At 42.1% G+C, this 13,291-nt stretch carries 8 protein-coding genes and 1 pseudogene; 1 reads left to right on the top strand and 8 read right to left on the bottom strand.

Annotation, left to right across the window (positions count from 1 at the left end; all coding sequences use genetic code 11):
- Positions 1 to 3 precede the first annotated feature (3 nt).
- The 3 genes from rhaS to rhaB all read right to left on the bottom strand — a co-directional run bounded on the left by rhaS (position 4) and on the right by rhaB (position 3,827).
- Entirely contained in the window at positions 4 to 1,002 is a 999-nt protein-coding gene (rhaS, locus tag P7F88_RS01645) for a rhamnose ABC transporter substrate-binding protein (protein ID WP_277821618.1), read from the bottom strand.
- 104 nt (positions 1,003 to 1,106) lie between these two features.
- Entirely contained in the window at positions 1,107 to 2,369 is a 1,263-nt protein-coding gene (gene rhaA, locus P7F88_RS01640; RefSeq protein ID WP_277821617.1) for an L-rhamnose isomerase, read from the bottom strand.
- Positions 2,370 to 2,372: 3 nt separating this feature from the next.
- Entirely contained in the window at positions 2,373 to 3,827 is a 1,455-nt protein-coding gene (rhaB, locus tag P7F88_RS01635) for a rhamnulokinase (protein WP_277821616.1), read from the bottom strand.
- A 230-nt stretch (positions 3,828 to 4,057) separates the two neighbouring features.
- Between rhaB and P7F88_RS01630 the strand changes: the two genes are divergently transcribed.
- Positions 4,058 to 4,879: a helix-turn-helix domain-containing protein gene (locus P7F88_RS01630; protein ID WP_277821615.1), complete on the top strand. Its 822-nt coding sequence runs from the start codon at positions 4,058 to 4,060 to the stop codon at positions 4,877 to 4,879.
- A gap of 28 nt (positions 4,880 to 4,907) precedes the next feature.
- Here the strand turns inward: P7F88_RS01630 and P7F88_RS01625 are convergent, their stop codons facing one another.
- The 5 genes and pseudogenes from P7F88_RS01625 to uxaC form a co-directional block, all read right to left on the bottom strand.
- Positions 4,908 to 5,735 (bottom strand): type 2 periplasmic-binding domain-containing protein, encoded by an 828-nt coding sequence (locus tag P7F88_RS01625; protein WP_277821614.1) that lies wholly within the window; start codon positions 5,733 to 5,735, stop codon positions 4,908 to 4,910.
- A 236-nt stretch (positions 5,736 to 5,971) separates the two neighbouring features.
- Entirely contained in the window at positions 5,972 to 7,552 is a 1,581-nt protein-coding gene (locus tag P7F88_RS01620; protein WP_277821613.1) for a methyl-accepting chemotaxis protein, read from the bottom strand.
- Between the two features lie 141 nt (positions 7,553 to 7,693).
- Positions 7,694 to 9,458, bottom strand: a pseudogene (locus tag P7F88_RS01615) (sodium:solute symporter family protein).
- 342 nt (positions 9,459 to 9,800) lie between these two features.
- Positions 9,801 to 11,768, bottom strand: coding sequence for a heparinase II/III domain-containing protein (locus P7F88_RS01610; protein ID WP_277821612.1), 1,968 nt, complete (start codon positions 11,766 to 11,768; stop codon positions 9,801 to 9,803).
- Between the two features lie 10 nt (positions 11,769 to 11,778).
- Positions 11,779 to 13,194, bottom strand: a complete 1,416-nt coding sequence (gene uxaC, locus P7F88_RS01605) for a glucuronate isomerase (protein WP_277821611.1) — start codon at positions 13,192 to 13,194, stop codon at positions 11,779 to 11,781.
- Positions 13,195 to 13,291 lie beyond the last annotated feature (97 nt).

Raw genomic sequence — 13,291 nt, 5'->3', positions numbered from 1 at the left:
GATTTAGAAAATTTTCGCAAATTTAGCTACATTACTGCTGTTGTAGATAAATGGTTTCGCCATTGCAGCACTTCCATCCTCGGCCAGCTGAGCAGTACCCATGCGTCCCATATCCACTTCAGTCTTAGTTGCATTACCCGTAACCAGGTTGTAAGCAATGGTTGTTGCGGCATAACCAAGGTCAATAGGGTTCCAGATAGCGAAACTCTTAACAGCACCAGACTCTACGTGACCTGCTAGCTCAGAAGGTAAGCCAAGACCTGTCACATAAATTTCGCCTGTTTTGCCCATATCAGTAACAGCCTGAGCAGCGGCAACGATGCCTACTGAAGTCGGTGCCACAATCGCCTTCAGGTTAGGGTAAGTCTTGATAAGACCTTGAGTTTCTCGGTAGCTTTTGTCTGCCAGATCATCACCATAAACCGTTGCAACAAGATTCAACTCAGGATGCTGAGGTAGGACCTTTTTCATTTCACCAATCCAGATATTTTGGTTGGTAGCCGTTGGTGTTGCACTCAATATCGCGATATCGCCTTTTTCACTGTTTGCCGCTTTTACCGCTTCTGCTGCAAGATCCACGTTAATTTGACCAATCAGAGCGTTACTAGAAGGATTTAGGTGAACCGCGCGACCTGGTGCTGCAACGCCAGAGTCAAATGAAACCACTTTGATGCCGCGCTTTTGTGCTTTCTTAAGGATTGGAACTAATGCATCGGTATCATTAGCAGAGATAACAATCGCATCGACTCGCTGAGAAATAAGCGAATTAACAATCTCGATTTGACCTTCTGCGGTTGGTGTTACCGGACCGGTATAGATAATTTCTACGTTATCTTTGATTTCCGCTGATGCCTCTTTTGCACCTTCGTAAGCCGCTTCAAAGAAGCCGATACCTTGTGCTTTTACAACGAGACCAATTCGATAATCTGCAGCTTGTGCCATCGCAGTTGCAAGCAGACCTGTAGCTAATAGGGTAGATTTAAGAATTTTTACTATTTTCATGTCTAAACTCCGTTTTTAGAGTAATTTTTGTTTCACGTCTCTGGCTGATTTATCCCACCAGCGTTCATTCCATTTCGTATAATTCGTTTCAACCTGTTTTTAATTTATCGTTTAAGTAAGACCTCTTCCTCATATTGTTTAACCTGACCAAGCCAACTTGCACCAACAGGCACTTCCTGCTGCTCGCAGTAGTAGTCCCAAACGGCTGCCCATGGCAGAGATTTGCTCTCTTCCAACATCGCTAGTCGACTCGTGAAATCACCCTCTTTTTCAAAATCTCTAAGTTGCTGTACCGGTTCAAGCAGAGCCCTCAACAGCGCTTTTTTCATATTTCTTGTACCGATAACCCATGCTGCGATTCGGTTTATTGAGGCATCAAAGAAATCCAGACCAATATTGACCCTATCGACCAAGTCGTGACGAATGATCTCGTTCGCAATTGCCTGCGTTTCATCATCAAGCATCACTACATGGTCGCTATCCCATCGAATAGGTCTACTTACATGAAGAAGCATTTCATCAACAAATAGTGAAGCAGAAGAGATCTTGTCAGAGATAACCTCTGTAGGATGGAAGTGACCGGAGTCTAGGCACAACATGATGTCTCTTGATGCGGCATATCCCAGATAGAATTCATTAGAGCCCGCAGTGTATGACTCTGTACCAATGCCAAACAACTTAGATTCAACCGCATCTTTGTGGAATTCCTTAGAAATTGGATCTGCAATAATCTTGTCTAGTGACTCCATCAAGCGTTTACGAGGAGCCAGACGATCTGCAGGAACATCTTTATAACCATCCGGAATCCAGATATTCATCACTGAAGGCGTGCCAAGTTCTTTACCAAAGTATTCCGATACTTTTCGACTTGCGATACAGTGGCGAATCCAAAACTCACGTACCTCTACATCCGGGTGAGTCAGGGTCATATTGTCTGCACTCAGAGCATGAGAAAAACAAGACGGGTTGAAGTCCAGACCGATGCCTTTTTGTTTTGCCCAGCTTACCCAGTTCTTAAAGTGCTCAGGTTTGATCTCATCACGATCGACAAACTCTTCACATTCAAGGTAAATTGCGTGCAAATTTAAGCGAAGCGCTCCTGGGATCATGCTCATTGCCACATCGATATCGGCTCTTAATTGTTCCGGCGTTGTAGCCTTTCCAGGGTAGTTACCTGTTGCTTGAATACCGCCTGTCAACTCTCCTTCCGGGTTCTCAAATCCAGAGACGTCGTCTCCCTGCCAGCAGTGCATGGATACCGGAATATCATTTAACTGTTTCATCGCTTCGTCAGTATTTATACCCAACTTAGCGAAAACCTGTTTAGCGTTTTCGTAGTTAGCTTTTACCTGCTCTTTTGTACTCATTTTCTATCCCCTCGGATCTAATTGGCTAATACGTTCAAATTCCTCCCAACGAGCCAGAAACTCATCGGTCCTTTTTGGCAAGTAAGCTTTTATAGGAAAAGAACGGGAAATTGTATTTCGTGCGTGTTGAACGCCAGAAAGTTCATTCAGTGCAATAAGCTGTCCACATAAATTGCCGATTGCAGAAGCCTCTACAGGCCCTGTACGCACCGGGACACCACATGCATCTGAGCAAAGTTGGTTGAGGAACTCATTCTGAATACCACCGCCAAAGATATGAATCTGCTCTAATGGTTCGCTGCTAAGCTGATTAAGCTCCAACCAAACTCTTCGGTACTGGAAGGCAAGGCTTTCGAAAACACATCGAGCCAGTTCTCCCGGAGTTTCAGGAATGGGTTGGTCGGTCTGGCTGCAATAGGTACAGATGGCATCTATCATGGACGAGGGATTCAGAAAGCTCTCATGATCCGGTGCTATTAAGCACTTAAATGGCTCGGATTCTTTAGCTAGCTCTACCAGCTCTCCAAAGCTGTGTTCACCCAGTTCCTTTTGAACGTTCTGGATGAGCCACAAGCCCATAATGTTTTTCAAAACTCGAAAGCGAGATTCTGCGCCACCTTCGTTTGTGATATTTAATGACTGAGCAAGCGAAGAGGTTATTGGGGATTCACTTTCAATGCCCATCAACGACCATGTTCCGGAGCTTATATAAACGACATTAGAATTGGTTACTGGCATAGCCAAAACCGCAGATGCCGTATCATGGCTAGCAATGGAAGCAACCGGGATTTTTTCGCCTGATTTAGAGTAATAAGATCCGATCAACTTATTTGGGTCACTTGGTTCTAAGAACCAGTGCTCTGGAATACCTATCGCCTTCAGTAGCTGGCGATCCCAAGTACCTGTAGTGCAATTTAACAACTGGGTTGTCGATGCATTGGTGTATTCACAAACCTGACTCCCTGTTAGCTGATAGTTCAAGTAGTCCGGGATCAATAGCAGACGAGCAACGTTATTTAACCAGTCAGGTTCTTCATCTCTTAGTGCATTCAATTGATAAAGCGTGTTGAACGGTAAAAACTGAATGCCAGTAGAGCTATATATATACTCTTGCGAAACCTTATTTGCGACAACTTCTAACTGCCCTTCGGTACGCTTATCTCGATAAGAAACCGACTCCCCTAAGCGCTCACCCTGTTTATCAAGGAGCACAAAATCTACACCCCAAGTATCTATTCCAATACTATCTATCGTGTGTCCACCCTCAATCACCAGTTCGATACCATGTTTTATTTCCATCAATAGATAGTCTAAATTCCAGCAGGCTTTGCCGTTTCTTAAAACAGGTCCATTTTCAAACCTATGTAACTCATCAAGTTTTAACTTCTTGCCATCATAGGTCCCAAGGATAACGCGACCACTCGATGCTCCAATATCTACTGCAACTATTTTTTTCATTTCAGCAAACCCCTTTGTCTGATGTATCCATCTTAGGGGTTGGTTAATTAGCGCTCCTTTAAAAAAACACTAGATATCACACTACCGATGTGTTTTTTTGAAGTTACTCGTTAGCCATTTCACATTTTCATCAAATAGACAACTTTTTGTCTAAACCTATTGCTAATATTATTTACATCGATAGCAATTACGCGAGAAAGTATAATTCGATGCCAACGGAATGTGAGTAAATGATCTATTTGAAATCTAATGAGTTTTTTATTAATTCAGATATACCAATAACAACCGAACTTAGAGAGCCACAGGAAAATTTTCCTGAGCACTATCATACATTTGAAGAAATAGTTATTGTTTCTAAGGGCACAGGCATCCACGTCATTAACGATATCCCAATGACTTTAAGTAAAAATTATGTCTGCTTTGTCGGAAAAAATGACCGACATCTATTTGATAATGTTAATAAACTCTACCTTAGCAATGTTTTATACCAACAAGATAAATTCAGTTCTTCTGTACAATTGAAAGACTATCTTCCAAATAGCAACCACGGTCCAGTGGATTGGTTTATCGAGGATGAAACGGCTATTCGTGTTAACTACATTATAGAGAGACTTAATTTTGAAACTCATTCCAATACCATTACATCCCGAGCGATGTCAGAACTTCTTTTTCAGCAATTAGTTGTAGAACTTTGGCGAGGAAAAATAAATGATACAACTTTTTTGTCCCACGATGACAAAATTATTGCATCCATTGTTTATATAAATAAAAACTCAGATAAGAATATAAACATTGAGTTATTAGCAGAACAAGTTGCACTGCCAGCCAGGACCCTAGCTAAAGATATTAAAAGAGCAACAGGGATGAACTTCAGTCAATATTTGCACTTTATTCGGGCAAAAAATGCAATGGCACTGCTAATTAATACCGATAAATCAGTTACGGATATTGCCTTTGATGTTGGTTACTCTGATAGCAATTATTTCTCTACTAAGTTTAAGCAAGCTATAAATAAAAAACCCAGTGATATCCGAAGAAAATATGGTGATTGATTTCTCCGCATTGAGAACAAAATCAAAATTAACGCATCTCAATAAGTCCGGGGTTCCACCACAGCTTAGACTCATTTAATGGCACTGTATCAGGTAAAAGATGATTTCCCACATCAATGATGACCCGCTGTTGAAGGTTGGCTCGTTTGATTAAATCACCGTAATACTCGTTAAAAAGTTGCTCTAATGATCCATCTTCCACTAATTCAGTCATACCTAGTGACAAACGCTTCGCCAATCGAGGTTCATTGTGAGATACAAATATATAGGCAGGCGCTGGGATATATAGAGCTATATTAGGAGCGACCATGAGATTAGACCTGGTCGTTTTATGACGGTTTAGCTCATCATATATTTCATTAATACCACGTGGAATATAATGAAACCGTTGATGCTGTAACATCGAAATCAAACTGTCATAATGCGAACTTGAAACTATAGTAAATCCTAGGTGGTTTAACACTCTCCAGGTCATCCAACTTCGCCTTAATCCGACATTCAGCGCCTTAAGCTCATCCACTGTTTCTATATTAGTAAAATACGGTAGACTATCCTTATGAATCAGCAATAACCTGTAATTTAGAATTCCTCTTCTAACCGGTATACGTATCGGGATGGTACGTTTCTCCCAATCTTCGTTCGTCAGGGCAATAAAAACGTTGATTAACTCACCAGTTTCAAGCTCCTGTATCGCTCTTAGTGAGTTCATTCTGGGTGCATTTGTCCTTATTTCATAAGGTCCATAGGTATCTTTAGTACGTTCCATCGCGAGTGTAAGTACTTCTTTTTTATAACGAAGCCTTTGGTCAGAGTCGTACTGACCTGATTCAAAACGAATTATATCTACGGCTTTCACTGACTGGCTTTGCAGCGAGCAGATCAAGCAAAAGATAAGAACTCCGAATCTAGTTAGCAGCTTAGCCAAGTGTGGGATCATGTACGTTGAAATACCTGATTGTTTTCCTTGAATAGAGTGTAGACAAAATCTAGTGGAAAGTAAGTTATCAGAAAACCGTTATAAGCCATTATTCTCAATAAATTACTAGAGTAATGGCTTGTCTATTTTATCTTCCCATATGAATAAGCTTTAAATTAGTTTGGGTTCCTTTTAAAGTGGTTCGAGTTTTCCAATAACTCTTCTGACAAATCTTTTAAACTTTGGGAAGTTTCAATAAATACGGATACCTGGCTTAAACTATCATTTTGTAGCGCCAGTAGTTTCTCCATACACGCCTCGACATGCGTAGCAACACTCTCTTCTCTCTCTGTCGTTTCCTTCATGTTTAATACCATAGCCTGTGTATCTCGCGCACCAGATGCAACTTTATTGAAAATATCGGCTACTTCAGTTGAACGAACCTCACTTTCCTGCGCTTTTGGCAGTAAGAGTTTAAGTTCATCAGAAACCTGTTGCGACTCTTTAAGAATGGCATCATTCATTTCGGTTATTTCAATCGTAGCTACCGAGGTCTTCGCTGCCAGTTGCCTTACTTCGTCAGCCACCACTGCAAAGCCTCTTCCTTGTTCACCAGCTCTGGCAGCCTCAATAGCTGCGTTTAAGGCAAGTAAGTTCGTTTGCTCGGCAATACTTTGAATAACCTCAACAACCCCTCCAATGCTCTCGTATCTCTTTTTAAGACCATCAAAGCTACTGAGCGAGTTTTCGATATTCGACTTGATCCCACTAATGGAGCTACCCATTTCTACAATAAGTTCTGACCCTTCTTGAGAAACATTTAACGATTGTTGGCTTTTTTCGTTGGTTAAGTCAGCACCGTTCCCAATCTCCTTGATATCAGATTTCAATTCGATGATAGCCTGGTTCGCTTCGTCTGAAATCATCTTTGTATTATCAAGAGACTGAATGATATGCGTTGCCTGACTTTCGATAGACTCTGTCGCTTCACCTAGTTTATGAGTCACCGACCCAATTCGATTGATGATGGTTTGGAGAGAAGATTTCATCAACACAACCGAATGCAAGATACTCCCTTCACTGATATTTTCTTTTACTTCCTCAGTAAGGTCACCATCTGAGATTTTTTTGGTAATCGAAACAACTTGGTTTGGTTCACCACCAACGGATTGATAGATACTACGGGCAATAATCAGACAGGAAATAACGATAATGACAAAAATCAGACCGCATATAATGATTAGATTTCTCGCCAGCTCATTGAATGTTTTATCAACGTCATCCATATAGATGCCCAACCCGATAACCCAGTTCCAACCTGGTATCAATGTGATAGCGCTCACTTTGGTTGTGCTTATATTTGTTCCTGGCTTATTGACTTTTCCTACTACAAAGTTGAACTCTTTATCCTTTAAAAGCTTGGTATGCCTAGCGTAGGATTCCTGAAACTGACCTAGTTTTTCATTTTTAACGTGAACTCTGGCAATGGCATTATTATCATTTGACCAAATGTATGTATTCCCTTCCCGGTATGACGACAGCAACGCCACTACCTTCGCTTCGGTTTCAGGGGTATTTCCCCCTTCTCGTATAAGTTCGACAGCCTGATTTTTAGCGAAGGTCAGTATCGATTCAACCTCATGCTTTTGAGCGGTTACAACAGCGTTTTTGATGGAGTTAAGGCTAAACGCCACTACACTACATATACCGATAGCAATAATAAGAAAGAGCATGACACCTTTTTTGAACAAAGACATTTTATACCTCGTACGATCAGGAGTAACTGCTATAAGGAACAGCTAACTTTTACTTACGTTATGATGAAATGGAAGGTAAACCCTTTTCCCTCATAGAAATGAGAGAAAAGGAAATACACATATAGTTAAGGCAAGATTTATTTATGAGGATTGCGCACAGAGATGTTTCGTCTCTTTCGCACTCTTAAGGAGTAAACTACCCACTGTCACAATAACCGCACCACAGAACAAGAACGCCATACGTCCCCAGAATGGATTCGGTATCAGCATCATTGCAAATACAAGGCAACCAAATACCAGGATTAGTTTACCCAGCATGTTACGCTGCTGACGGTCCATCTCGTCCTGACCTGCCTCTTCAATTACCGGTGTATCTACATCGTTCCAGAACGCTGTCAGCTCTTTCGCTCGTGCTTGTTCCGGCGCTTTGTAGAACTTCGTCGTCAGACAGAAGAAACCACCAGTAATAAATAGATGACCAACAATACCAAGCAGTACTTTCAGGTCTTTCGCTTCTCGACCTGTAAAGCCCGATTCCAGGTTCAACATGTCTGCAATCACATCCGCCGTAAACACAAAGCTCACCAGATAAGAAACCACCATACCTACTGCTAGCGTTGCCCATGCCGCCCAGTCCGGTGTCTTCTTAATGAACATACCGAAGAACAGTGGTACCAGAATTGGCATCTGCAGAAGCGTACTTACATACATCATCGCATCAAACAGGCTCAGACCACGTAGTGAGTTGATAAACAACGCTACCATGATAATCAGAGCACCAAACACCAAAGTCACCAACTGACTAACGCGCATCAGCTTCTTATCGTCAGCGTTCTTATCAATGATTGGGGCATAGAAGTTACGAACAAATACACCCGCGTTACGGTTAAGACCTGAGTCCATTGAAGACATGGTTGCCGCAAATACAGCTGACATTAACAGACCGACCATACCCACTGGCATCGCATTTTCTACAAACACAAGATAAACCGCATCCGCTGCTTTACCACCAAGCTCTGCCGCATGCGCGGTTGCTGCCTCTGGGTAAATCACTGCTGTAACCCAAGGTGGTAAGAACCAGATTGCCGGACCAATCAACATCAGAACAAACGCCAGTAGGGCTGCTTTACGTGCGTTGATAGAGTCTTTCGCCGTTAGGAAACGATAAGAGTCCTGCATGTTGTTGATGTTCTGCAGCTGTTTAACGAACATAAAGATAAACCAGGCAACAAACAGCAGTGGGTAGTTCATGTTTGAACCCATAATGCTGTCCGCCGGGAACTGTTCAATCAGGTTCGATGGGCCACCAATCTTAATCAGTGCAGCAACCGCACACACAACCGTTACCGCCATGATAACGACCATCTGTACGAAGTCGGATGCCACAACACCCCATGCGCCGCCAATCACTGAAATAAACAGTACGATTAAGCCCGTCACGACGATTGTGGTTTCAATGTCAATTTTGAACACCGCACTCACAAACAGCGCCAGACCGTTTAGCCAGATACCGGTATACACGATGCTGGTTGGCATGGTTGCCCAGGTAAACACTTGTTCGTTGGTCGCACCAAAGCGGCGACGCACGCCTTCAATAGGAGTGACAACACGCATCTGGCGGAAACGGTAAGAGAAGAATAGCCAGGAAAGGAGGAAGCCAAATGCGTTTGCCATGAAGACAACCATAATTGGAAAACCATCAGTAAAGGCTTTACCTGCCGCACCAGTGAACGTCCAGGCACTGAACTGTGTCATAAAAGCTGTTGAGCCTACCATCCACCACAACATCTTACCGCCCCCACTGGAAGTAGTCGCTGGTAGAGTTACCGGCAAAACGTTTAAAAATAACGCCTATCGCTATCATGAAGATAAAGTAGACCCCTACTACAAGCATGTCGATGTTCATCTCATACTCCTTTTTATTCCCCGATTTAATAATTTTTTAAAACGCAGTTTTATTATTGCACGATTGAGAATTTTATAAATATAGAAAATCTATTTTTGTGAACTATACAGAATGAATAATGCTCTATAAAAAATCACCCGAAAACAAGTAAAGCATATATTAATCAAAAAGATTGAAACATAAACGCCGACTTAGTTAAGTCGGCGTTGTTAAATTGGTTAATTAAGGAGTATTCCACGCTTTGATATGATAAACATTTTCGAAAACAGTTCGGCGATTGATTTGTCCAAATACCACGTCGCTTAATGTTAGTCGGTCAAAAAGCAACTAAGCCACCGCTGTCTACCTGATATTCTTGCTTATCTTCCCCCTAACTAAGACAAAACGAACACCATTCGGTGACCACTCAAAATTCTGCAATTGAATCTGTTCTTTAGAACTTAAATCATGCAATATCGCCACATTGAGTTCCTTATCTGTGGAACGCACAATCGAGTATGCTAAATCGCTAGTCGCAGGATTATCTGGCGCGTAACCTTTCAATATTGAGACATCATTATTAGTCACAATTTGTTGAGTGAAGTCTTCTTGTCCCTCAATCGCATAAGTTAATTGGTGGCTATTTTTAACAACCTCAATATGACAATTACTCATTCTCGCCAGAGGTCCTGACATTGGATTTTCACATTGATTGTCAGCATTCAGCCCGATATGCTTCCCGCGCACATGACATACAAGATCAAGTTGGTTGCCATGAGGGTTTTGAACATGGTTAAACTCAATCACAGCATCTCCCAGCCAAAGGAACTGTCGACGGTACGTAATACCCCTGTAGGCTTCCTCATCCCACTGCACAATAGTGTGACTGTCAACTTGTGGTAGTTCTCCGCACCAGTCAACCTCTGTATCCAGCCAGGTATAAGATTCTGTCTCGGCAAAAGCGTTAACTCTTGGATTCGCCGGAGCCTGATTCTTTTGTTCAACCGACAAAGTATTGTGAGTTAGCGTGTTCTTGTAATAACCGTAATGGAGCTCTGCCCCGTAACCCGTTGTGCCAAGATCAGGAACGATTTCCTGTCCATATCGGGTAATGATCAGCCCTAATCGGTCATAATGATCGTGCTCACCGCCAAATGGGGAATGCTTCACCAACAGCATATTGTTTTGCTCTGGTTCGAGCATGATGGTGACCCCCGATTGTTCAGCATGAATAGCGTGACATGTTAATGGTAGTTCTTCAGGCAACCTTTCCACACCATACAACAAGGCTTCAATATTGTTCCGCTCCACCGACTGATAGATGCTAGATAACGCTCTGGCAAATAGCGGATCGTTAAACTCTCGATACGCAAATTCGAACAAATGGCTATGAGTCAGCTTCTCCTGACCAGCGATACAATCGTTTAAGCGAGGGAAGTTGCCGTTATTCATAAGAAGCTTTAACGGAAATGCCAGCATGGTATGGAAGTTCGGATGCGACTTCAGCGAGTGCTCTGTTTTGCAGGCGATTTTTTCAAAGTTTAGTAACGCTTGCAGAGCATAATAGTGGTAATGGATCGAGCCTTCGAACCATAGCCCTTCACCTTTCACGCCGTTTTCTAGCTGGTAAATCAACCCATAAGGCGTGTCTACAGCAAAATCTATGAACTTAGTCTCGTTTAAAATGATGCCTATAACACCGATAGTGGCACTTATCTTCATCTCGTGATTATGCAGTTGGTCACTACGGTGCTGCATAAGAAACTCTGCTCCTTCGCGCAGTAGTCTCTCTTCGATATAACTTTGTTCTTCTGCAGTTAATGCTTCCTTAACGAAGTCATACCCTCGCGCAAAATCAATGTTACAGTTAGCTTCACATAGCGTCTGCGCATTTGCCTTACCAGGACCGTTATAAGGAATGCCTCCGTGCTCCTCGTAGTCTGGATAGTATTTTGCGTAACCCATCAAAATATCTCTCACCTTATGAAGATATTTGTCGTCCTGGGTAATTTGCCATAACAAACCCAGATCATTACACGCTTTAGCATTCAAACCATTTAACCAGCGCCACCAGGCACCATCGTACGGTTCGCCAGTAAGAACTTCGCCATCTACTGGACAAACATGCTCTTCTGGTTTGTTTCTATCCCATGTCAGGCGAACACCATGAGTTGGGCAAAAATAGTATAGATTCCAGGTTGCACGCGCATCAGGTGGAACTAGTGTGTCTGAGTTCAAAACGACATGATTGTCTTCCAGAATTTGGTTAATGATATCTTCACTGGCATTCTTTCGAATGTTAGACATTTCATTTGAGGAAAATTGCAACATAACGGACTACCTATACCGACTTTGAAAATTGAAAATACTTTTTGGCATTTAAATAACAGATGTTTTCGATGGACTGCTTTAATAGCTGCTCATCCTGAGGGAGCTCACCGCAATCCACCCATGAGCCAATCAGATTGCACAAAATGCGGCGAAAATAATCATGCCTCGAAAAAGACAACACACTTCTTGAGTCGGTTAGCATACCAACAAAACGACCCAATGCTCCCAAACTAGCAAGATCTTGTAGCTGCTTTTCCATTCCAGCTTTATGATCGTTAAACCACCACGCCGAACCTAGCTGAATTTTTCCTGGCTGAGCGTCACTATCTTGAAATGCGCCAATAATAGAGCCAAGTACCGGACTATCTTTTGGATTTAAGCAGTAAACAATGGTTTGTGGAAGCTGTCTTTGTTCATCTAACATGCTTAACAACTGGCTAAGATTCTTAGCAATACCATTATCACTCATAACGCTAAAACCAGTACCACCTCCAAGAGCCTCCAGCCTGCGCTTGTTGACGTTAGTAAGAACACCAATATGTAGCTGCATCGACCAATTATTCTGATGATATAACTCACCCAACACCTTAAAAGTGGCTGTTTTAAACTGCGCTATCTCAATCGCACTCAAAGGTCGGTTGGATTTTATTTTGTCAAAAGTATTGTTTAGTTCTGCTGAAGTGTAGTTCGCGAACTCTACCGTTTTTAATCCCAGATCGGATAATCGACAGCCATGTTTCGCAAAATAGGCTACCCGTAAACTTAGCGCATTTGCATAGGAGGCAAAGCACTTAATCTCTGTATTGGTTTTAAGTGTTAACTTATCTAATAAGTTGTTGAAGCTATAAGTATCTTCAACTTCTAACAAGCTGTCAGCACGGAACGTCGGCAAAACCTGAACCGCAAAGCCGGATGCTTTTAGCTTTTCATGAAAAGTCAGGTCGCATAGAGGATCGTCCGTTGTGCAGAGCGATTGCGCATTACTATCCATTAGAAGTTGTTGGAATCGATGAGAATCTTGTTTAAGCTTCTCGTTGCAATGTAGCCAGATCTTTTCGCAATTCTCTGGTTTGATGACTAAATCGAGATCAAAATATTTTTTTAGTTCCAGATGACACCAATGATAAATAGGATTGCCAATCAGATAAGGAACGGTTTCACACCACTTTTGAAACTTCTCATGATCAGAAGCCGCCCCCGTAATGTAATGCTCATCAACTCCATTGCTCCTCATTGCTCTCCAGAGGTAATGGTCACAACTCAGCCATGCCTGGGTAATATTCTCGTATTGCTTATTAAGATATATTTCCTCTGCACTAAGGTGATTGTGAAAATCTACAATTGGCAAAATCGATGCATAGTCGTGATAAAGACGCTTTGCAGTGTCTCCTTGTAGTAAAAAGTCTGAATGTATAAATGTAGACATGTAACAAACCACAATTAGAAAAAATAGGAAAAAACTCTACTTTGAAAGGCTTTTGCTAGTGATTCTATATGGAGGGAAATAGTCAGAGAGGAATGCC

This window comes from Vibrio hannami, assembly GCF_029589055.1.
In the GTDB taxonomy this organism is placed as follows: Bacteria; Pseudomonadota; Gammaproteobacteria; order Enterobacterales; family Vibrionaceae; genus Vibrio; species Vibrio hannami.
Note: the sequence above shows the minus strand (reverse complement) of the source record. Positions and strands in the feature narration are given on the sequence as shown.

What these genes read in the sequence shown, in the direction of transcription:
- rhaB (WP_277821616.1), bottom strand. Translation starts at nt 3,827, where the DNA reads ATGAAAAAAATAGTTGCAGTAGATATTGGAGCATCGAGTGGTCGCGTT.
- rhaA (WP_277821617.1), bottom strand. Translation starts at nt 2,369, where the DNA reads ATGAGTACAAAAGAGCAGGTAAAAGCTAACTACGAAAACGCTAAACAG.
- rhaS (WP_277821618.1), bottom strand. Translation starts at nt 1,002, where the DNA reads ATGAAAATAGTAAAAATTCTTAAATCTACCCTATTAGCTACAGGTCTG.
- P7F88_RS01630 (WP_277821615.1), top strand. Translation starts at nt 4,058, where the DNA reads ATGATCTATTTGAAATCTAATGAGTTTTTTATTAATTCAGATATACCA.
- uxaC (WP_277821611.1), bottom strand. Translation starts at nt 13,194, where the DNA reads ATGTCTACATTTATACATTCAGACTTTTTACTACAAGGAGACACTGCA.
- P7F88_RS01610 (WP_277821612.1), bottom strand. Translation starts at nt 11,768, where the DNA reads ATGTTGCAATTTTCCTCAAATGAAATGTCTAACATTCGAAAGAATGCC.
- P7F88_RS01620 (WP_277821613.1), bottom strand. Translation starts at nt 7,552, where the DNA reads ATGTCTTTGTTCAAAAAAGGTGTCATGCTCTTTCTTATTATTGCTATC.